This window comes from Angustibacter luteus, assembly GCF_039541115.1.
Classification (GTDB): Bacteria; Actinomycetota; Actinomycetes; order Actinomycetales; family Angustibacteraceae; genus Angustibacter; species Angustibacter luteus.
Genome location: NZ_BAABFP010000007.1, coordinates 23,214 through 43,086 on the forward strand (window position 1 = coordinate 23,214; position 19,873 = coordinate 43,086).

Here is a 19,873-nt window from a genome sequence, read left to right on the forward strand (position 1 = left end):
GGGTACGACGGCGCCGGGCCACCCGTCCGGGGAACGGACGCCCTGACCGCCCCACCCCGGCGTGGGGGCTCGGGCCGATCCGGCCTGGGCACTAGGCTCGGTGCCGACGTCCGTCTTCCCCCGAACGACCGAGGAGCTGTGCCGTGGCGAGCATCGAAGCAGTCGGAGCCCGCGAGATCCTGGACTCGCGAGGCAACCCGACCGTCGAGGTCGAGGTCGCCCTCGACGACGGCACCATCGCCCGCGCGGCCGTCCCGTCCGGCGCCTCCACCGGCGCCTTCGAGGCCGCCGAGCGGCGTGACGAGGACGCCGGCCGCTACGGCGGCAAGGGCGTGCAGAAGGCCGTGCTGGCCGTGCTGGACGACCTCGGCCCCGCGCTGCTCGGCTTCGACGCGTCCGAGCAGCGGCTGGTCGACCAGGCGATGATCGACCTGGACGGCACCGACAACAAGTCCAAGCTGGGCGCGAACGCGATCCTCGGGGTGTCGCTGGCCGTGGCGCGGGCCGCGGCCGACTCCTCCGGGCTGCCGCTGTTCCGCTACGTCGGCGGGCCGAACGCGCACGTGCTGCCGGTGCCGATGATGAACATCATCAACGGCGGCGCGCACGCCGACAGCGGCGTGGACGTGCAGGAGTTCATGATCGCCCCGATCGGCGCCGAGACCTTCGGCGAGGCGCTGCGCTGGGGCGCCGAGACCTACCACTCGCTCAAGAGCGTGCTGAAGAAGCAGGGCCTGGCCACCGGCCTCGGCGACGAGGGCGGCTTCGCGCCGGACCTGCCGCAGACGACCGCGGCGCTGGACCTGATCGGCACCGCGATCGAGCAGGCCGGCTTCACCCTGGGCACGGACATCGCCCTCGCGCTGGACGTCGCGGCCACCGAGTTCTACCGGGACGGCTCGTACCACTTCGAGCGCGCCGAGCGCTCCGCGGAGTGGATGACCGGCTTCTACGAGGGCCTGCTCAGCGACTACAAGCTGGTCTCGATCGAGGACCCGCTGTCCGAGGACGACTGGGCCGGCTGGGCGCACCTCACCCGGGCGATCGGCGACCGCGTGCAGATCGTCGGGGACGACCTGTTCGTCACCAACCCCACGCGGCTGCAGCGCGGCATCGACGACGACAGCGCCAACGCGCTGCTCGTCAAGGTCAACCAGATCGGCTCGCTCACCGAGACGCTGGACGCCGTGGACCTGGCCCACCGCAACGGGTTCCGCTGCATGATGAGCCACCGCTCGGGCGAGACCGAGGACACGACGATCGCCGACCTGGCCGTCGCCACCAACTGCGGCCAGATCAAGACCGGCGCACCGGCCCGCTCCGAGCGGGTCGCCAAGTACAACCAGCTGCTCCGCATCGAGGAGGAGCTGGACGACGCCGCCCGCTACGCCGGCCGGCAGGCCTTCCCCCGGTTCGGGGGCTGACCGACCGATGGCAGCAGGTCGTCGTCCGGGCAGCCCGGGCACCACGCGCGCCGGTGCCCGGCCCGGCACCGGCGAACGCAGCGGGGGACGCACCGGCGTCCGCCCGGCCCCGGCGGTCTCGGCCCGCCGGCGGCCGGTGGCCACCGCGCCCCGGCCGAGCCGCACGCTGCGGCTCGTCGTCCTGGGCGGTGTACTGGCCGTGCTCGCGGTGCTGCTCGCGCCGGCGCTGCGGTCCTACCTCGCCCAGCAGCAGCAGATCGACACGCTGCGCTCGAGCGTGGCCGAGCAGCAGGCCCAGGTCGGTGACCTGCAGAAGGAGCGGGCCGCCTGGAACGACCCGGCGTACGTGAAGGCGCAGGCCCGGGACCGGCTGAAGTTCGTCATGCCCGGCGAGAAGGCGTACACCGTGATCGACCCGCGGCCCGCGACAGACCCGGCGAAGGCCTCACCGGTCAAGGCCGCCGCCAAGACGGCGCGCAGCGACCGCTCCTGGTTCGACGACGTGTGGCGCTCGGCGCAGATCGCCGGCGGGCAGTCCCAGACCCAGCCATGACCGAGGTACGGGCCGCCGACCTGGCGGCCGTCGAGGCCCAGCTCGGCCGTCGTCCGCGCGGAGTCGTGGCCGTCGCGCACCGCTGCCCGTGCGGGAACCCGGACGCGGTCGAGACCGCGCCCCGGCTGGACGACGGCACGCCGTTCCCCACCACGTTCTACCTGACCTGCCCGCGGTTGACCGGGGCGATCAGCACGCTCGAGTCGTCCGGCCTGATGGCTGAGATGACCGCCCGGCTGGACGACGACCCCGAGCTCGCCGCCCGCTACCGGGCCGCGCACGAGGACTACCTGCGCCGGCGCGCCCTGCTCGGCGACGTCCCCGAGATCGCGGGCACCAGCGCGGGCGGGATGCCGACCCGGGTCAAGTGCCTGCACGTGCTCGTCGGGCACGCGCTGGCGGCTGGACCAGGGGTCAACCCGTTCGGCGACGAGGCGCTGGAGGCGTTGCCGCAGTGGTGGTCTCGCGGGTCGTGCACGGCTGGCGACCCACCAGATGGCTCGATCGAGGGGGAGACATGACGCGGGTGGCGGCGTTCGACTGCGGCACCAACTCGTTGCGGCTGCTGGTCGCGGACGTCGACCCGGGCGCGGGCTCGTTGACCGAGGTGGAGCGGGAGATGCGCATCGTCCGGCTCGGGCAGGGCGTGGACCGCACCGGCCAGTTCGCCCCCGAGGCGCTCGAACGCACGCTGGCGGTGACGGCGGAGTACGCGACCCGGTGCCGTGAGCTGGGCGTCGAGCGGCTGCGGTTCGTGGCGACGTCCGCGACCCGGGACGCGAGCAACCGCGCGGAGTTCATCGACGGCGTCCGCGAGCTGCTCGGCGTCGAGCCCGAGGTGGTGCCCGGTTCGGAGGAGGCGCAGCTGTCGTTCGAGGGGGCGACCTTCGAGCTGCTCGCCGACGCGGTGCCGGGGCCGTTCCTGGTGGTGGACATCGGCGGTGGCTCCACCGAGCTGGTACGCGGCGAGACGGGCGTCGAGGCCGCGCTGTCCGTCGACGTGGGGTGCGTCCGGCTGACCGAGCGGCACCTGCACACCGACCCGCCGACGTCCACCGAGGTCGAGGCGGCTCGGGCCGACGTCCGGGCCGCGCTGGACCGAGTGGCCGAGGTCGTGGCGCTGCCAGGGATCCGGACGGTCGTGGGGCTGGCCGGCTCGGTCACCACGGTGACCGCCGAGGTGCTCGGACTGAACCGCTACGACCCCGAGCGGATCCACCGCGCGAAGATGCCGGTGGACGCCGTGCGCGAGGCCTGCGACCGGCTGCTCCACCAGACCCGCGAGCAGCGCGCGGCCCGGCCGTACCTGCACCCCGGCCGGGTGGACGTCATCGGCGCCGGTGCGCTGGTCTGGCGCGAGGTGATCGACCGGGTGGTGGCCGAGTCCGGCGTCACCCACGTGCAGGCCAGCGAGCGCGACATCCTGGACGGCATCGCCTTCTCGCTCGCCTGACCCGCACGTTCCGCCACCCGTACCCCTCGCTTCCGCCACCCAGCCCGCTTTCCGCCACCCGCCCCGGTTTCGACGTCCGGAAACCGGCCTGAGTGGCGGAAACGTCGCCAGGATGGGCGGGTGACGACCTCGCGCGACCCGCACCCGGTGACCGGGCGGGAGTTCGCCTCGCCCGTCCCGCCCGGCACCGGCTGGCCGGGCGATCCGGCGACCGCACGCACGCCTCGGGCGGCGCAGTCGGCGGACGTCGTCCGGCTGGCCGGGTCGGCCCGGGACGTCGGCACGCTCGACGCCCGGATCAGCGTGTGCCGGGCCTGCCCGCGCCTCGTCGAGTGGCGCGAGGACGTGGCCCGGGACGGCCGCCGGGCCGCGTTCGCCGACCAGCCGTACTGGGGCCGGCCCGGTCCCGGCTTCGGCGACCCCGCCCCGCGGCTGCTGGTGGTCGGGCTGGCGCCGGCTGCGAACGGAACCAACCGCACCGGCCGGATGTTCACCGGTGACCGCAGCGGCGACTGGATCTACGCGGCGCTGCACCGGGCCGGCTACGCGAAGGTGCCGTGGTCGCGGCACGCCGGCGACGGGCAGCAGCTGGACGGCGCGCGCATCGTCGCTGCGGTGCGCTGCGCACCGCCGGGCAACAAACCGACCGGCGAGGAGCGGGCCACCTGTGCGCCGTGGTTGGACGCCGACGTCCGGCTCGCGCTGCCGACCCTGCGCGCGGTGCTGGCGCTCGGCGCGATCGGCTTCGAGGCGTTCCTGGCGGCGGCCCGGCGGACCGGCTGGGCGGTGGCGCGGCCGGCGCCGCGGTTCGGCCACGGCGTGCAGGTGCCGCTGGTCACCCCGGACGGGCGCGTCGTCCCGCTGCTCGCCAGCTACCACGTGAGCCAGCAGAACACCTTCACCGGCCGGCTCACCGAACCGATGCTGGACGACGTCCTGGCCCGGGTGCGGACGCTGACCGGGTAGCCAGGGCAGGATGAGCCCATGAGCCTGCTCGCCGTCACCGTGCTCGGGCACGACCGTCCCGGCATCGTCGCCGACACCACCGCCGCGCTGGCCGAGCTCGGGGGCAACCTCGAGGACTCGACCATGACGTTGCTGCGCGGCCACTTCGCGATGCTGCTGCTGGTGCGCACCGGCGCGGGCGCGCCCGCCGTCCGGGACGCCCTGGCGGGGCTGTCCGCCGACGGACGGCTCACCGTCGACGTCCGGGACGTGCCCGACCTCGAGCTGCACGCCGCGAGGGCGGCCGGGCGGCCGTACGTGCTCAGCGTGCACGGCGCGGACCGGCCCGGCATCGTCGGCGCGCTGACCGGGGTGGTGGCCGGGGCCCGGGGGAACGTCACCGACCTGACCACGAGGCTGTCGGGTGACCTGTACGTGCTCGTCGCCGAGGTCACGCTGCCCGCCGACGTGGACGTCGAGCTCGTCCAGTCCGCGCTGCGCAGCACCGCCGACGAGCTCGGGGTGGACGTGTCGCTGCGGCCGCTCGAGACCGACGAGCTGTGAGCGAGGCCTCGGCCGGGTGGCGCCTACCGGCGCTGCCCCCCGGTGCGGTGCGGGACGTCGTCCGGGCTCCCGGGCGGGTGCTGGCCGAGCCGGGCACGGACGTCGACCCCGCCGACCCTGAGGTCGTGCAGCTCGCCGCCGACCTGCTGGCCACCCAGGCCGTCTCGCCCGGGTGCGTCGGGCTGGCCGCCCAGCAGGTCGGGGTGGCCTGGCGGGTGTTCAGCGTGGACGTGTCCGGCCACCCCAAGACCCGGACCTGCCACGGGGCGTTCGTCCTGTGCAACGCGGTGGTGCTGGAGGGGAGCCGGTGGGAGCGCGGTCGGGAGGGCTGCCTGTCGGTGCCGGACCTGACCGGCGACGTGAAGCGGGCCCGGCGCCTTGTGGTGCGGGGGTTGCTGCCGGTCACCGGCGAGGTCGTCACGGTGACCACCGACGCGTTCGAGGCGGTGGCGCTGCAGCACGAGATCGACCACACGGACGGTGCCCTGTTCCTCGACCGGGTGGCCGGCGCGCACGCCCTGCACCCGCGGCAGAACTACCGGTAGTTCTGGCAGGCTGGCCCTCGCCCCCGTAGCCCAACCGGCAGAGGCAGGCGCCTTAAAAGCGTTCCAGTACGGGTTCGAACCCCGTCGGGGGCACCTCGCAGAAATTGGCCCCCGTTCTCGCCGGACTTTCGGGAACTTCCCAGGCTCGCGGGGCATTATGTGCATGACGGCCCGTGTCACGGGACGCCGCGATGGTCCGGCTGCGGACCGAGGAGGACGACGATGAGCAACCCGGTGTTCGAACGGATGAAGGACGACCGCGGCTACGCGACGTTCGGTCCGTCCGGCGCGACCAAGACGGGCTCGACGACCGCATCGGTGCCGCCGGCGTACTCGACCCCGTCCGCCGACGAGCTGCAGACCATGTACTCCTCGCCGGCCGCCACCACGGTCGACACCGGCCGCATGACCTACGACGACGTCGTGGTGAAGACCGCGATCGTGTTCGTCGCGGTGCTGGTCGGTGCCGCGGTCGGCTGGCAGGCGCCGGTCCTGATGTGGCCGGGTCTGATCGGTGGCCTCGTCCTCGGCCTGGTGAACTCGTTCAAGAAGAGCCCGAGCCCGGCGCTGATCATCGCCTACGGCCTGTTCGAGGGCGCGTTTCTCGGCGGGATCAGCATGTACTTCAACGAGGCCTACCCGGGCATCGTGGGGCAGGCCGTGCTGGCCACCCTCGGCGTGTTCGCGGTGGTGCTCGTCGGGTTCCGCAGCGGGAAGCTGCGCACGTCCCCGAAGCTGAACAAGATCTTCTTCGTCGCCATCGGCGGGTACATCGTCTTCGGTCTCGTGAACCTGATGTTCTCGGCCTTCGGCGGCGGCTCCGACCTGCGCAGCGGCGGCCTCGGCCTGGCGATCGGCGCCTTCGCCGTCATCCTGGCGTCCTACTCGCTGGTCATGGACTTCGAGTTCATCCGGGCCGGCGTCGAGCAGGGTGCCCCGGCGAAGTTCGCCTGGTACGGCGCCTTCGGTCTCATCGTCACGCTGGTCTGGCTCTACATCGAGATCCTGCGGATCCTCGCCATCCTGCGCGGGGACTGACCCACCGAGTTGCCTGGCGGCCCGTCACGAACGAGTGACGGGCCGTTGGTGCGTCCGAGGCGTCGGCCCGGGTGCGGCGACTCGTGGCAGGCTCACCCCCGTGACTGACTCGGACGCGGACCCGCGGCGGGGGCTGGGCCGGGACCTGGAGCGTGAGCTGGGCCGGGTCGACGGACGGCTGCGCGCGATGCCGCTGGACCGGCTGGAGCGTCCGTCGTCGTCCGGGCCGACCCCGGCCGAGCTGGTCCACGCGGCCGCCCAGACCCTCGCGGACCTGGCCGCCGACGGGGTGGGCCGCCCGCGCCGTCCGCTCCCCGAGCTGGCACCGCACGGGTTGGCCGACCAGCTCGTCGTCACCGTGAACGACGTCCTCGACGAGGGCCGGGAGCCCGAGCTGCGCCAAGCGGTCGACGTCCTGGTCGCCCTGCGCCGCGCCCTCTGACCCGCCCCAACCACGCACGATTCGCGCTAGACGTGGCAATACGGCCCGCAGAACCACACCTAGCGCGAATGGTGCGGGCTAGGTGCGCAGGTGGGCGACGCTGGTCCAGCCGGGATCGAGCTGGACGCCGACCTCGACCTCACCCTGGTCCCAGCCCACCACGCCGGCCCGGACCTGCTCGGCCGCCGGCGTCGTCCCGTCGACGTACAGGTGCAGGATGCGCACGCCGTCGTGCGACTGGTGCGCCACGACGCGACCGCTCTCGCCGAGCAGCACGGTCAGGTGGTCCTCGAGGTCGCGGAGTGCGACGAGCGAGGCTGGCCCGGGCAGGCCCTGCTCGGTGTGGTCCCCGAACGGCACCACCACCGGCACGTAGGTGTCCAGGTGCGGCGCGGTGGACGCCCGCAGCGGTACCTGCGCGCTGGCCAGGATGGCCCCGCCGTCCGGGGTCGTCCCGTTGAGCATGACCCAGTGCGGCTCGCCGTCCGGGCCGGTGTTCTGCGCCTGCACGTCCGCGACGACCGCGCGGAGCGCGACCAGGGGCACCGGGTCCAGGGCGGGCAGCTCGCTGGCGGCGATCTGGCCGACCCACGTCTCCACGTCCGCCTCGCCGAGCACCGCGTCCAGCAGCAGGAAGGTCGCGGTGCGCTGCGCGTCCTCCGGCAGCTCGGGAAACCGCGGGTGGTGCACAACGACGTCGATCTGCGTGCCGCTGACCCGCACGTCGGCGGACGCCGAGCCCGCGTCCAGGTCGACCTCCCCGATGCGCAGCACGACGTCCTGGACGTCGGGGGCCGGCAGCCGCACGTCCGAGTACGCCCACACGGGGTCGGCGGCCGGCGCGGCCATCCGCCAGCGCCGCGACAGCGGCCGCAGGTCAGGGTTGCCCTCGCTGGTCACCACCAGGACGTGCGAGCTGTCCGATCCGGGGCCGAGCTCCCAGGCCAGTCCCGGGTCGATGGCGTCCACCCGCTCGCTGAGCGCGCCGACCATCGCGTCCGGGTCCCGGCCTGCGATGGCCTCCGCGGTCAGCGCCGCCCCGCTCTCGGTCCACCACTGCCAGAAGGCCGCGATGGCGCTGTGCTCGTCGCGGCCGCCGTCCGGCTGCTTGCGCCGCAGGAAGCTCATGGCGCCGCGATCAGCTCAGGCGCTCGTAGACGATCGCCATGCCCTGACCGCCGCCGACGCACATCGTCTCCAGCCCGAGGGTCTTGTCCCGGGACTGCAGGCCGTTGAGCAGTGTCGTGGTGATCCGCGCGCCGGTGGCGCCGAAGGGGTGGCCGAGCGCGATGGCGCCGCCGTGCACGTTGAGCTTGTCCAGGTCGATGCCGAGGTCGGCCGCGCTCGGCAGCACCTGGGCGGCGAAGGCCTCGTTGATCTCGACGAGGTCGATGTCGTCGATGGTCAGCCCAGCGCGGGACAGCGCCTGGCGGGACGCCTCGACCGGACCGAGGCCCATGATCTCGGGGGACAGCGCCGTGACCCCGGTGGACAGCACCCGGGCGATCGGCTCGAGCCCGAGCTCGCGGGCCCGGACGTCGCTCATCACCACGAGCGCGGCCGCGCCGTCGTTGAGCGGGCAGCAGTTGCCGGCCGTGATGGTGCCCTGCTCGCGGAAGACCGGCTGCAGCCCGGACACGCCCTCGACCGTGACGCCCGCGCGCGGGCCGTCGTCCGCCGAGACGACCGTGCCGCGCGGCGTGGTCACGGGGGTGATCTCGCGGGCGAAGAACCCGTCGGCGATGGCCTTCTCGGCGCGGTTCTGGCTCTCCACGCCCCAGGCGTCCTGCTCGGCGCGGCTGACCCCGCGCCAGGTCGCGACGTTCTCGGCGGTCTGACCCATCGACAGGTAGACGTCCGGGAGCAGGCCCTGCTCGCGCGGGTCGCTCCAGGTGGCGTTGGACGTCGCGGTGGCGATGCTGCGAGCCTCGGCCTCGGCGAAGGCGGGGTTCTTGGTGTCGGCCTCGCCGCCGCCCGCACCGGCGAACTTCTTGTAGCGGCTCACGCACTCGACCCCGGCGCTGATGAACGTGTGTCCCTCGCCCGCCTTGATCGCGTGGAACGCCATCCGGGTGGTCTGCACGCTCGAGGCGCAGAACCGGTTCACGGTGGAGCCGGGCAGGCCGTCCAGGCCGGCCAGCACGGCGACGACGCGGGCCATGTTGAAGCCCTGCTCGTCGGACGGCTCGGCGCACCCGAGGTAGAGGTCGTCGATGGTCGCCGGGTCGAGGGCCGGGATCTTGTCGAGCACCGCCCGGACGATCGTCGCGGACAGGTCGTCGGGTCGCACGTCCTTCAGCGACCCCTTGAACGCGCGGCCGATCGGGCTGCGGGCGGTCGAGACGATGACGGCCTCGGTCATGACGGGCTCCTGCTCAGTCGTCGGGGCGCTCGTCGTCGAGCGCGCGATCGGAGTCGGCCGGGCTGCCGTGGGCGGCACCGCCGACCATCGATGCTACTCGGCGGTAGGCGGATCGGTCGCGGTGACGTTGGTCTCCTCGGTGGGGACGACGGGCTCCTGGCGACGGCGCAGCAGCACCGCCCAGCGGCCGCGCGGGCCGCGTTGCTGGCCGCCGACCTGGGTGGCGCTGACCTCGGTGCCCGGGTCCGCTGCCGCGGCGACCGCGGCGACGGCGATCGGGCCGACACCCTCGCCGCGCCGGGCGTCCGGTGGGCGCTCGGCACCGCCGTCCGGCCACAGACCCAGTGCCGCGCAGGCTGACGGCAGCACGGCGGCGGCGGCCGCCGCGTAGCCCGCGGACGACGGGTGGAACCGGTCGGCGCTGAACATCTCGTGCGGGACCCGGCGGAACTCCTCGCCGAGCAGGTCGCCCAGCGACACGCTGCGCGCGCCCGCCTCGACGGCGGCGACCGTCTGCGCGGCGGCGAGGTCCCGGCTCAGCCGGCGCGCGATCAGGCGCAGCGGCTGCGGGACGGGCTCGATGGTGCCGAGGTCGGGGCACGTGCCGACGACGACCTCGCCGCCGACCGCGCGCAGCCGCTCCACCGCCTTGGCCAGGTCCCGGACGGCGGCGGCGGGCTTGATCCGGTGCGTGACGTCGTTCGCCCCGACCATGATGATCGCGATGTCCGGGGCGGGTACCTGCTCGAGCAGGCGGTCGAGCTGCCCGCTGAGGTCCCCGGACACGGCACCGACCTGGGCCACCGTCGTCAGCCGGACCGCCTTGCCGGCCACTGCCGACAGGCCGCGGGCCACCACGGCGCCGGGCGTCTGCTCCGGCAGGTCGGCACCCAGGCCGGCCGCCGAGGAGTCACCGAGGACGACGAGCTCGACCGGGTCGCCCACGCCGGCGCCGTACACGCCGTCCGCCTTGGGTCCCTCGGCGCCGAACGGCGTACCGATGCTGCGTCGGGCCAGCTTCATCTCGGTGGCCATGAGCGCCACCCCGACGCCGCCGAGCACCGTCAGCCCACCGCCGCCGTAGGCGGCGGCCGCCGCCACCTTGCGCGCGCGTCGAGCCCGACCCATGCGGTTGCCCTCCCGTTCGCTCGCCTACCCCTGCACGGTACCTGGAACGCCTGCGGCACACCGGAGTCATCCCCAGGTGGTGGGCGCGCCCGGCTCAGTCGACCTGGTGCGCGGTCAGGAAGTCGCCGACGTAGGCCCGGGCGCCCGCGCTGACGTGCTTGCCGTGGGTGAACGCCGCCACCGAGAAGTCCAGCTCGGTGAGGCGCTGCGCTGTCCGCTGGCTCATTCGGAAGTCGGTGCAGAAGAACGGGATCGACCAGCCGATGCCCCGCCAGTTGAACAACGCGTCACCGGTGACCAGCACGCCCGTCGGCTCGTGCAGGAACGAGACGTGGCCGGGGGAGTGACCCGGGGTGTGCACGACCCGCAGGCCTCCGGCGACCGGCAGCAGCTGGTCGTCGTGGAGCTCGTCGGTGACCGGGACCGGCTCGAACGCCGGCTTGCCCGTTTTCATGATCCGCCGCAGGAAACGCCCCATCCGCAGGGACTGGTCCAGCGGGGGCGCGATCCCGGTGCGGACTGCCTCGGCGTCGTCCGTGTGCACGCTCACCGGGCTGTCGGTGCGCCGGGCCATCTCGGCCACGCCACCCGCGTGGTCGGTGTGCGCGTGGGTCAGCAGGATCCGGGTGACGTCATCGGACGCGATGCCGATGCGGGCGAGGGCGGCCGACATCGTCCTGGGTGAGCGCTTCATGCCGCAGTCGACGAGCGTGACCTGCCCGTCGTCGTCCCGGAACGCGAATCCGTTCACCAGGTCGCTGATCAGGCGCAGCCGCCACACGTTCGGGGCGAGCTGTACCGCGGGGTCCGATGCCATGGGGCGACCCTATGGCCGCACCCCGACACCTCGTCCCTACCTGACCCTGCCACCTCCGACACCGGTCCCCCAAGGTTGTCGCGGCGCAACGCAGCTACGAAAGGAATGGAGTAGCGGCACGCAGTCCCAAACCTCGTGGGGTGGGCGTCGTTGTCACTGCGGGCCGTTACTCCAATAGGTGCGTAGTGGCGTTGCGCCGCGACCACCCGCGGGTGCGCGTCCGGGATCTGAGACGATGCCGGGGTGAAGTACGCAGAGCACATCGCCGACCTCGTGGGCGACACGCCCCTCGTCAAGCTCACCTCGGTCACCGACGGCATCGCCGCCACGGTGCTGGCCAAGGTCGAGTACATGAACCCGGGCGGGAGCGTGAAGGACCGGATCGCCCTGCGGATGATCGAGGCGGCCGAGGAGTCGGGCGCGCTCAAGCCGGGCGGGACCATCGTCGAGCCGACGAGCGGCAACACCGGCGTCGGGCTCGCGCTGATCGCCCAGCGCAAGGGGTACCACTGCATCTTCGTCTGCCCCGACAAGGTCAGCGAGGACAAGCGCAACGTCCTCAAGGCGTACGGCGCGGACGTCGTCGTGTGCCCGACCGCCGTCCCGCCGGACCACCCGGACAGCTACTACCAGACCAGCGACCGGCTGGTCCGCGAGACCGAGGGCGCCTGGAAGCCGGACCAGTACTCGAACCCGGAGGGTCCGCGCAGCCACTACCTGACCACCGGCCCGGAGGTCTGGCGGGACACCGACGGCCGGGTCACCCACTTCGTGGCCGGCGTCGGCACCGGCGGCACGATCAGCGGCACCGGGCAGTACCTGAAGGACGCCAGCGAGGGCCGGGTCCGGGTGATCGGCGCCGACCCCGAGGGGTCGGTCTACTCCGGCGGCACCGGCCGCCCGTACCTGGTCGAGGGGGTCGGCGAGGACTTCTGGCCGAGCGCCTACGACCCGAGCGTCCCGGACGAGATCGTCGCCGTCAGCGATGCCGACTCGTTCGACATGACCCGTCGGCTGGCCCGCGAGGAGGGACTGCTCGTCGGCGGCTCCTGCGGGATGGCCGTGGTGGCCGCGCTCGAGGTGGCCCGTGACCTGGGCCCGGACGACGTCGTCGTGGTGCTCCTGCCGGACAGCGGCCGCGGCTACCTGTCGAAGATCTTCAACGACGACTGGATGGCCTCGTACGGCTTTGTCCAGGACCACGACGAGACCACGGTGGGCGAGGTCCTGCACGCCAAGGCCGGGGACCTGCCCGCGCTCGTGCACACCCACCCGAGCGAGACGATCCGGGACGCCGTGCAGATCCTGCGCGAGTACGGCGTCTCGCAGATGCCGGTGGTCGGTGCGGAGCCGCCGGTCATGGCCGGTGAGGTGGCGGGCAGCGTGAGCGAGCGCGACCTGCTGGACGCCCTGTTCACCGGACGCGCCCACCTGGCCGACAGCGTCGCCCAGCACATGGGCAAGCCGCTGCCGCTGGTCGGGGCGGGCGAGCCGGTGTCCACCGCGCGGCACGAGCTGGAGAACGCGGACGCCGTGATGGTGGTCGAGGACGGCAAGCCGGCCGGGGTGCTGACCCGGGCCGACCTGTTGGGCTTCCTGGCCGAGTAGGTCACCCGGCCAGGTGGGCCCAGGTGCCCTCGAGGTCCCGCCAGGGCCCGGACGCCGCGACCCCGCCGTCGACCAGGACGACGACTCGGTCGGCCCGCGCGAGCGCGGCCCGCTTGGTCGTGGACCCGACCACCGTGCTGCCTCGGCCGCGCAACGACTCCCACAGCTCCACCTCGGTGGTGGCGTCCAGCGCGGACGAGACGTCGTCCGCGACCAGCAGCTCGGCGTCCGCCGCGAGCGCCCGGGCCAGCGCGAGTCGCTGCACCTGCCCGCCGGACAACCGGACCCCGCGGTGCCCGACCAGGGACTCCGCCCCACCGGCGTCCTCGACGTCCGGCCCGAGCCGGGCGTCCGCGATGGACCGCTCGACGTCACGGTCGTGGTCGAGCCGGATGTTGTCCGCGAACGTGCCCGACAGGACGCGCGGCACCTGCGCCACGTAGGCGACCTGGTGCGGTCGCAGGAAGGCCTGCGGGTCCTCGACCGGCGCGCCGTTCCAGCGCAGCGCCCCCCGGTAGGTGACCAACCCGGCCAGCGCGGCGAGCAGGCTCGACTTGCCCGAGCCGATCTGACCGAGGAGCAGCACCAGCTCACCCCGCTGGACCACGAGGTCGACGTCGCTGACCCCCAGCGTGCCGTCGTCGTGCACGGCGGTGAACCCGACCAGCTCGAGGTCCTGCAACCGCTGCCGGTCGCCGTGCTCGACCGCGGGCGCCTGGCCGGTGACCAGGTCCAGTCCTGCGGGCAGGTCCATGAGGTCCCGGCCGTCGGCGAACCGGGTCGTCGCGCGCTGCCAGGCCCGGGTGCCCGGCGCCTCGGTGATCACCGCGCCGGCCACCCGACCGAACCAGTCGAAGCCCATGACGGCCCCGGACACCAGCAGCGCGGTCGCCAGCCCCCACCCGCCGGCCACGTGCACACCCCAGGCCACGACCACGCCCATCTGCACCAGCACCACGGGGACGCCGGCCAGCAGCGCCTGGATCCGGTGCTCGTGGACGGCGGCGTCCACCCGGCCGTCGTCCACGTGCCGCAGGTGGGTGTGCACGGCCGGCGTCGCGGCGGCGAGCTTCACCGTGCGGATCGAGTCGAGCGCGGAGACCAGCGACCGGCCGAACCGGGCGCGGGCGGCGGACGCGGCCGCCGCCGAGCGACCAGCCACGGGTGAGCCGAGCGCCGAGACGGCCGCGGAGGCCACCATCACGGCGAGCAGCAGCGCGCCGGCCAGCAGGCTCCAGCTGGCCAGGGCCGTGATCACGACGATCGCGAGCCCGTTCACGAAGTCGACCCAGCGGTCGCCGTACCGGGCGAACCGGTCGGCGTCCATCGCCCGGGCGACCACCTCGCCCGGCGGGGTGGGCGGCAGCCGCCGCTGCTCCGTCTGGCCGAGCAGCACGGTGGCCCGGGCGCGCAGCATGACCGAGATCCACCAGCGCGGGTAGCGGCCGATGGCCTCGGCCAGCAGCAGCGGGGCGAGCAGCAGCGAGACCACCAGCGCCGCCAGCATCGTGGTGGGCCGCTCGCCGTTCTGCAGTGCGACGACCAGGTGCCCCCACAGCCAGCCGGTGATCGCGCCGTACGCGCCGCACACCACGGACACCAGGAACAGCAGCACGCTCACCAGTCCCCACTGGGGGTGGATGAGCAGCGAGTTCCAGATGCCCCGCGCGAGGCTGGGGCCGGAGCGGACCTCGATCGGCGGCGGCGGCAGACCGGTCCGTCGCGCGGTACCCACAGCGGCGCCAGGAGCGTGCTGGGCGCCGACGTGCGCGGGCACGGGCACGTGCTCGGCCGCGTCGAGCAGCCGCCGGAACGGCCCGGGGACCGCCGCCAGCTGGGCCCGCGGCCCGTGCTGGACGACCCGGCCACCCTCGAGCACGGCGACGTCGTCCGCGCGCGCCGTCGTGGTGAGCCGGTGCGCGACCAGGAGTCCCGTGCGGCCGGCGAGCAGGCGCTGCGAGGCCGCCACGACACGGGCCTCGGTGACCGGATCCATCCGGGCGGTCGCCTCGTCCAGCACCACGACCCGGACGTCGCGCACCAGCAGCCGGGCGAACGCGACCAGCTGCTGCTCGCCGGCGGACAGCGTGGTGCCGCTGGGGCCGAGCACCGTGTCCAGGCCGGCCGGCAGCCCGTCCACCCAGGCGGTCAGACCCAGCTCGTCCACGGCGTCCCGGATCCGCTGGCGCGGCAGGTCGGTGAAGAGCGCGATGTTCTCGGCCAGGGTGCCGGCCAGGATCTCGGTCCGCTGGGTGACCACGCCGACCGCGGCCCGCAGCTTCTGCAGGTCCAGGTCGAGGACGTCGACGCCGTCCAGCAGCACCGTGCCGCGCTCGGGCTCGACGGCCCGGGACAGCAACGACGCCAGGGTGGACTTGCCCGACCCGCTGCGACCCACCAGGGCCAGGGTGGTGCCCGAGGGGACGACCAGGTCGACCTCACGCAGCGCGAACGTCCCCTCGGCGTAGGCGAAGTGCAGGTCGCGCAGCTCGAGCGTCGGCACGCCGTCCGGCAGCGCCCGACCGCCCTCGGGCTCGGGCTCGCTGTCGAGCAACCCGCGCAGCCGGACCAGCGCACCGACCCCGGCCTGCAGGTCCGGCACGTGCCGGGCGACCTGGTCGATCTGGCCGACGAACGTCGTGGTGACCAGGAACAGGGTGACCAGCGTCGCCGTGGACTCGGCGCCCGCGATGACCAGCAGGACGCCCACGACGGCCACCCCGGCCAGCACTCCGTGCAGCAGCAGCCCGGAACGACGGCTGATCCGGCTCTCGAGCGTGACGACCTCGTGGAACCGGGCGTGCACCGCCGCCGACAGCTCGGCGCAGCGCCGCACCAGGTAGGCCTGGCCGAGGCTGGTGCGCAGGTCGTCCCGCGCGGCCACGCCCTCCTCCATCGCGGCGGCGTGGTCCGTCCAGGCCATCTCCTCGACGACCTTGCGCTCGGCCAGCCGGGACAGCAGCGGACGGATCAGGACGTACACCGCGACGGCGCTGGCCGGCAGCAGCAGCCACGCCGGCCACCACGTCCAGCCGGCCACGATCAGCAGCGGACCGGCGCCCAGCACCAGCCGGATCACCGCCCACGCGTTCTGCCGCAGCAGCGCGCCGATCTCGTGGGTGTCGTCGTCCACCCGGTCCAGCACCTCGCCGACCGCCTGCTCGGTGAGCGCGGCCAGCGGCTGGTGCATCACGGCGTCCAGCAGGTCGGCGCGCAACGCGCCCTCGGCCCGGTCGACGGCCACCGACCACCAGGTGCGGCCGGCGGTGTCGAGCAGGGCGGCGCCCACCACGCAGAGGGCCAGCAGCCCGACCAGCGCGGCCGAGGCGCCGTCCGCGAGCCGGCCCGCGACCACGGCACCGAGCGCCTGACCCACCCCGGCCAGCCCGGCCGCGGCGAGGGCGAGCCACGCGCGCGGACCGCGCAACCGCCGCCAGTCCAGTCGGCGCGCCGCGCTGGTGGAGGTCCCGGTCACCGACGTCGCCACCGACGCCTCGCTGGACCCGTGCGTCGTCTGCTCAGTCGTCACTGCCACGGCCAGCACGCTACGGGGGACCACCGACGATCGCCTCCCGTTTTCCGCGCCCCGAGACCTTCCGACCGCAGAACCCGAGCACCGGCCTGACAGACTGCCGGACGTGCAGATCGGCTACCTGGGACCGCTCGAGGTCCACGACGGCGAGCGCCTCGTCGTCGTCCCCGGGGTGCGGCTGCGCCGCCTGCTCGGGCGGCTCGTGCTGGACGTCGGCCGCGCCGTCTCCCCTCGCGCGCTGACCGACGCGGTCTGGCCGGACGACGTCCCCGCTGATCCCGTGAACGCCTTGCAGTCCCTGGTGTCCCGGCTGCGCCGGGCGCTCGGGGACGGCCGGCTGATCGAGCAGACCCCGGCCGGCTACCGGCTGGCGCTGGCGCCGCAGGACGTCGACGCGGTCCGGTTCAGCCGCCTCGCGACCGCCGGTCGCGACGCACTGCGCCGCGGCGCGGACGACGAGGCCGCGGTGACCCTGCGCGAGGCCCTGGCGCTGTGGCGCGGCGAGGTCATGTCCGGGGACGACGACCCCGACCTGGAGTCCACCCGCGCCCGGTTCGCCGAGCTCCGGCTGCAGGTCCTGGCGGACCGGCTGGAGGCGGACGTCCGGCTCGGCCGAGCGGCCGAGGTGGTCGCCGAGCTGGAGGAGCTGACCGCCGCGCACCCGCTGCGCGAGGACCTCGCCACGCTGCAGATGGGCGTGCTGGTCGACCTGGGCCGCCCCGCCGAGGCGCTCGCCGTGTACGAGAGCACCCGCCGCTTCCTCGCCGACACCCTCGGCAGCGACCCGTCGGTCGCGTTGCAGGCCAAGCACCTGGAGGTGCTCCGCGGCCAGGACGCCGGCCCGCCGGGACCACGCACCAACCTGCGCGCCGCGGTCACGAGCTTCGTCGGCCGCGACGAGGACGCCCGCCGGGTGCAGACGCTGCTGGCCGGCGGGTCCGGCTCCACCCGCCTGGTCACCGTGGTGGGCGCCGGTGGGTCCGGCAAGACCCGGTTGGCCAGCGAGGTCGCCGCCACCCTGGTGGACCGGCTCCCCGACGGCGTGTGGTTCGCCGAGCTGGCACCGGTCAACGACCCGGACTCGATCGCGCTCGCGGTGCTGGACGGCATCGGGGTGCGCGACGTCCGCCTGCTCGAGCAGCGCCGAGCCGAGCGGCCGCCCCGGGAGGCGCGCAACCGGGTGCTGGACACCCTGTCCACGGCCGAGTGCCTGCTCGTGCTGGACAACTGCGAGCACGTCATCGAGGCCGCCGCGTCGCTGGTCGCCGACCTGCTCGGCCACTGCCCCCGGGTCCGGGTCATCGCCACCAGCCGCGAGCCGCTCGGCATCGACGGCGAGACGGTCTACCCGCTGACCCCGCTCGCGCTGCCCGAGGCGAGCCCCGATCCTGGCTCGCCGCGCGACGAGGCGCTCGCCCTGCTCAGCCCGGCCCAGGTCGAGGCGCTCGCCGCGGTGCCGTCCGTCCAGCTGCTGCTGGACCGCGCGCGGGCCGCCGGGGCACCACTGCGGCTCGACGCCGACACGCTGCCGGACGTCGTCCGCATCGTGCGCCGGCTGGACGGCCTGCCGCTGGCGATCGAGCTGGCCGCGGCCCGGCTGCGGGTGCTCTCCCTCGCCGAGGTGGCGGACCGGCTCACCGACCGGTTCCGGCTGCTCACCGGCGGCAAGCGCACGGCGGTGCCCCGGCACCGCACGCTGCGGGCGGTCGTGGAGTGGAGCTGGGACCTGATGGACCCGCTCGAGCGCGAGGTCGCCGAGCACTTCTCCCTGTTCGGTTCCGGCGCCACCGCGCAGGCCGTGCGGGCCGTCAGCCCGACCTGGCGCGGAGGTGAGCCGCGGCCGATCGACCTGCGACCGGACCGGTACGACGAGCCCGAGCTGACCGACGTCCAGGACGTCCTGCACGCGCTGGTCGACAAGTCGATCCTGGTCGCCGAGCCGGACGAGCTGGGCACCCGGTTCCGGATGCTGGAGACGTTGCGGGAGTACGGGTCCGAGCAGCTGAGCCTGCACGACCAGATGGACCCGGCCCGGCTGGCGCACGCCCGGTTCTACGCCCGCCTGACCGCGGTGGCGGACGCCCGGCTGCGCACCCGCGACCAGCTGGTCGCACTGCACGTGTTCGACGTCGAGCGGGACAACCTGCTCGCCGCGCTGGCGTACCTCGGCGACTCCGGCGACGCCCAGGCCTCGGTCGACCTGGCCGTCCGGCTGGCCTGGCACTGGACGCTGCGCGAGAGCGGGCGGGACGCCGCCCGCTGGCTGCGGTTCGCCATGGCCGTGCCCGGCGCCGAGTCGACGACGATGTTCCCGGTGGCCGAGGCGATGGGGGTCGTCACCGCGTTCGCCAGCGCCGGCGACCAGCCGGACCCGCCCGACGCCCAGCGCCGCCTCGTCACCCTCGCGAACGCGTTGGACGGCCTGGAGTCCGAGCACCAGATCGCGCCCCTGCTGCGCCCGCTGCTGCTGTTCATCGGGGGCGAGCGCGAGGCGTCCATGGCGGCCATGGAGGCGACCCTGTCGTCCCCGGACGCGTGGGTGCGGGCAGCGGTGCGCGGGGTGCGGATCGCGTTCGGGGAGAACGAGGGCGAGCTGGAGATGATGCGCGCGGACCTGCCCGTGGCGCTCGCCGAGTGGGAGCAGATCGGCGACCACTGGGGGCTGGCGGCGGTGCTCTCCTCGAGTGGGCAGCTGCGGGTGCTCGACGGCGACCTCGTCGGTGCGGTCGAGGACCTCGAGGCGGCGCTGGGACACATGCGGCTGCTGGGCGGTGGCTCCGACGACCTGATGGCGCACATCCGGCTGGCCGACATCAGCCTGCGGGCCGGGGACGTCGCGCGGGCCCGGCGGTTCGTCGACGCCATCCGCTCGGACCGCCGGTACGCCGAGCTCGGCGAGATGCGGGACCTGCTCACGACGATCGCGTCCGGGGCGGTGGCGATGGCGGAGCAGGACGAGGCGACGGTCGACGCCGAGTACGCCCGCCTGACCCAGACGCTGGCGCGGATGGGCGAGCCGAGCCACTACCAGGCGCACGGCGGTTCGTACGCCTACGCCTTCCTGGCGCTGATCGACGTCCGCCGCGCGCAGCTGGACGTCGCGGCCGGCCACGTGCGGACGGCGTGGCGACTGGCGTCGATGACCGAGGACCTGCCGATCATGGCGACGGCCGGGACGTCGGTGGCCGAGCTGGGAGCGGCGCTCGGCCGGTCGCACGAGGCGGCCGTGCTGCTCGGCGCGTCCGCCGCGCTGCGCGGTTCGCCGGACCTCACCCAGCCCACCGTCGCGACGTTGACCGCGCACCTGGTCGCCGAGCTCGGCGGCGACGCGTTCGAGGCCGCCTTCGAGTCCGGGCGCGTCCTGGACCGCGAGCAGGCCAGGGCCCGGCTCGACCCGCAGCTGCTGCTGGGCGGGTCCACGAGGGCTCCGCTACCCGAGTCGGCGGGCGACGCCTGACGTCA

At 74.3% G+C, this 19,873-nt stretch carries 16 protein-coding genes and 1 tRNA gene; 12 read left to right on the forward strand and 5 right to left on the reverse strand.

Annotated elements, in window-relative coordinates:
• Positions 1–143 precede the first annotated feature (143 nt).
• The 10 genes from eno (at position 144) to ABEB17_RS14215 (ending at position 6,964) form a co-directional block, all read left to right on the forward strand.
• Complete coding sequence (eno, locus tag ABEB17_RS14170) at positions 144–1,424, forward strand: phosphopyruvate hydratase (protein ID WP_345717387.1); 1,281 nt, start codon at positions 144–146, stop codon at positions 1,422–1,424.
• Between the two features lie 7 nt (positions 1,425–1,431).
• Positions 1,432–1,977, forward strand: coding sequence for an FtsB family cell division protein (locus ABEB17_RS14175; protein WP_345717388.1), 546 nt, complete (start codon positions 1,432–1,434; stop codon positions 1,975–1,977).
• Positions 1,974–2,498, forward strand: a complete 525-nt coding sequence (locus ABEB17_RS14180; protein ID WP_345717389.1) for a DUF501 domain-containing protein — start codon at positions 1,974–1,976, stop codon at positions 2,496–2,498. The genes ABEB17_RS14175 and ABEB17_RS14180 overlap by 4 nt, the downstream gene beginning before the upstream one ends.
• Positions 2,495–3,430: a Ppx/GppA phosphatase family protein gene (locus ABEB17_RS14185; RefSeq protein ID WP_345717390.1), complete on the forward strand. Its 936-nt coding sequence runs from the start codon at positions 2,495–2,497 to the stop codon at positions 3,428–3,430. The genes ABEB17_RS14180 and ABEB17_RS14185 overlap by 4 nt, the downstream gene beginning before the upstream one ends.
• Before the next feature lie 120 nt (positions 3,431–3,550).
• Positions 3,551–4,396 carry a uracil-DNA glycosylase gene (locus ABEB17_RS14190; protein ID WP_345717391.1) on the forward strand — a complete coding sequence of 282 codons (846 nt, stop codon included), beginning with the start codon at positions 3,551–3,553 and terminating at the stop codon, positions 4,394–4,396.
• Positions 4,397–4,414: 18 nt separating this feature from the next.
• Positions 4,415–4,939 (forward strand): glycine cleavage system transcriptional repressor, encoded by a 525-nt coding sequence (locus ABEB17_RS14195; RefSeq protein WP_345717392.1) that lies wholly within the window; start codon positions 4,415–4,417, stop codon positions 4,937–4,939.
• A complete protein-coding gene (locus ABEB17_RS14200) occupies positions 4,936–5,484 on the forward strand; it encodes a peptide deformylase (RefSeq protein ID WP_345717393.1) in 549 nt (182 codons plus the stop codon). The genes ABEB17_RS14195 and ABEB17_RS14200 overlap by 4 nt, the downstream gene beginning before the upstream one ends.
• Before the next feature lie 19 nt (positions 5,485–5,503).
• Positions 5,504–5,577, forward strand: a tRNA-Leu gene (locus ABEB17_RS14205).
• 129 nt (positions 5,578–5,706) lie between these two features.
• The gene (locus ABEB17_RS14210) at positions 5,707–6,522 is read left to right on the forward strand and encodes a Bax inhibitor-1/YccA family protein (RefSeq protein ID WP_345717394.1); all 816 of its coding nucleotides are present in this window, start codon (positions 5,707–5,709) and stop codon (positions 6,520–6,522) included.
• 100 nt (positions 6,523–6,622) lie between these two features.
• Positions 6,623–6,964, forward strand: coding sequence for a hypothetical protein (locus tag ABEB17_RS14215; protein ID WP_345717395.1), 342 nt, complete (start codon positions 6,623–6,625; stop codon positions 6,962–6,964).
• Between the two features lie 78 nt (positions 6,965–7,042).
• Here ABEB17_RS14215 and ABEB17_RS14220 read toward each other — a convergent pair whose 3' ends face one another.
• The 4 genes from ABEB17_RS14220 to ABEB17_RS14235 all read right to left on the reverse strand — a co-directional run bounded on the left by ABEB17_RS14220 (position 7,043) and on the right by ABEB17_RS14235 (position 11,271).
• Positions 7,043–8,092 carry a DUF695 domain-containing protein gene (locus ABEB17_RS14220; RefSeq protein ID WP_345717396.1) on the reverse strand — a complete coding sequence of 350 codons (1,050 nt, stop codon included), beginning with the start codon at positions 8,090–8,092 and terminating at the stop codon, positions 7,043–7,045.
• A 10-nt stretch (positions 8,093–8,102) separates the two neighbouring features.
• Positions 8,103–9,326 carry an acetyl-CoA C-acetyltransferase gene (locus tag ABEB17_RS14225; RefSeq protein ID WP_345717397.1) on the reverse strand — a complete coding sequence of 408 codons (1,224 nt, stop codon included), beginning with the start codon at positions 9,324–9,326 and terminating at the stop codon, positions 8,103–8,105.
• A 93-nt stretch (positions 9,327–9,419) separates the two neighbouring features.
• Complete coding sequence (locus ABEB17_RS14230; protein WP_345717398.1) at positions 9,420–10,454, reverse strand: SGNH/GDSL hydrolase family protein; 1,035 nt, start codon at positions 10,452–10,454, stop codon at positions 9,420–9,422.
• Positions 10,455–10,548: 94 nt separating this feature from the next.
• Positions 10,549–11,271 carry an MBL fold metallo-hydrolase gene (locus tag ABEB17_RS14235; protein WP_345717399.1) on the reverse strand — a complete coding sequence of 241 codons (723 nt, stop codon included), beginning with the start codon at positions 11,269–11,271 and terminating at the stop codon, positions 10,549–10,551.
• A 243-nt stretch (positions 11,272–11,514) separates the two neighbouring features.
• Between ABEB17_RS14235 and ABEB17_RS14240 the strand changes: the two genes are divergently transcribed.
• The gene (locus tag ABEB17_RS14240) at positions 11,515–12,879 is read left to right on the forward strand and encodes a cystathionine beta-synthase (protein WP_345717400.1); all 1,365 of its coding nucleotides are present in this window, start codon (positions 11,515–11,517) and stop codon (positions 12,877–12,879) included.
• Position 12,880: 1 nt separating this feature from the next.
• On the opposite strand, the gene ABEB17_RS14245 is transcribed toward ABEB17_RS14240, so the two are convergent.
• Positions 12,881–16,366: an ATP-binding cassette domain-containing protein gene (locus ABEB17_RS14245; RefSeq protein ID WP_345717930.1), complete on the reverse strand. Its 3,486-nt coding sequence runs from the start codon at positions 16,364–16,366 to the stop codon at positions 12,881–12,883.
• A 151-nt stretch (positions 16,367–16,517) separates the two neighbouring features.
• On the opposite strand from ABEB17_RS14245, the gene ABEB17_RS14250 reads away from it, so the two are divergent.
• On the forward strand, positions 16,518–19,868 hold the full coding sequence (locus ABEB17_RS14250; RefSeq protein ID WP_345717401.1) for an ATP-binding protein: 3,351 nt from the start codon (positions 16,518–16,520) through the stop codon (positions 19,866–19,868).
• The last annotated feature ends 5 nt before the right edge of the window (positions 19,869–19,873 follow it).

What these genes read in the sequence shown, in the direction of transcription:
- ABEB17_RS14175 (WP_345717388.1), top strand. Translation starts at nt 1,432, where the DNA reads ATGGCAGCAGGTCGTCGTCCGGGCAGCCCGGGCACCACGCGCGCCGGT.
- ABEB17_RS14180 (WP_345717389.1), top strand. Translation starts at nt 1,974, where the DNA reads ATGACCGAGGTACGGGCCGCCGACCTGGCGGCCGTCGAGGCCCAGCTC.
- ABEB17_RS14185 (WP_345717390.1), top strand. Translation starts at nt 2,495, where the DNA reads ATGACGCGGGTGGCGGCGTTCGACTGCGGCACCAACTCGTTGCGGCTG.
- ABEB17_RS14195 (WP_345717392.1), top strand. Translation starts at nt 4,415, where the DNA reads ATGAGCCTGCTCGCCGTCACCGTGCTCGGGCACGACCGTCCCGGCATC.
- ABEB17_RS14210 (WP_345717394.1), top strand. Translation starts at nt 5,707, where the DNA reads ATGAGCAACCCGGTGTTCGAACGGATGAAGGACGACCGCGGCTACGCG.
- ABEB17_RS14220 (WP_345717396.1), bottom strand. Translation starts at nt 8,092, where the DNA reads ATGAGCTTCCTGCGGCGCAAGCAGCCGGACGGCGGCCGCGACGAGCAC.
- ABEB17_RS14225 (WP_345717397.1), bottom strand. Translation starts at nt 9,326, where the DNA reads ATGACCGAGGCCGTCATCGTCTCGACCGCCCGCAGCCCGATCGGCCGC.
- ABEB17_RS14230 (WP_345717398.1), bottom strand. Translation starts at nt 10,454, where the DNA reads ATGGGTCGGGCTCGACGCGCGCGCAAGGTGGCGGCGGCCGCCGCCTAC.
- ABEB17_RS14235 (WP_345717399.1), bottom strand. Translation starts at nt 11,271, where the DNA reads ATGGCATCGGACCCCGCGGTACAGCTCGCCCCGAACGTGTGGCGGCTG.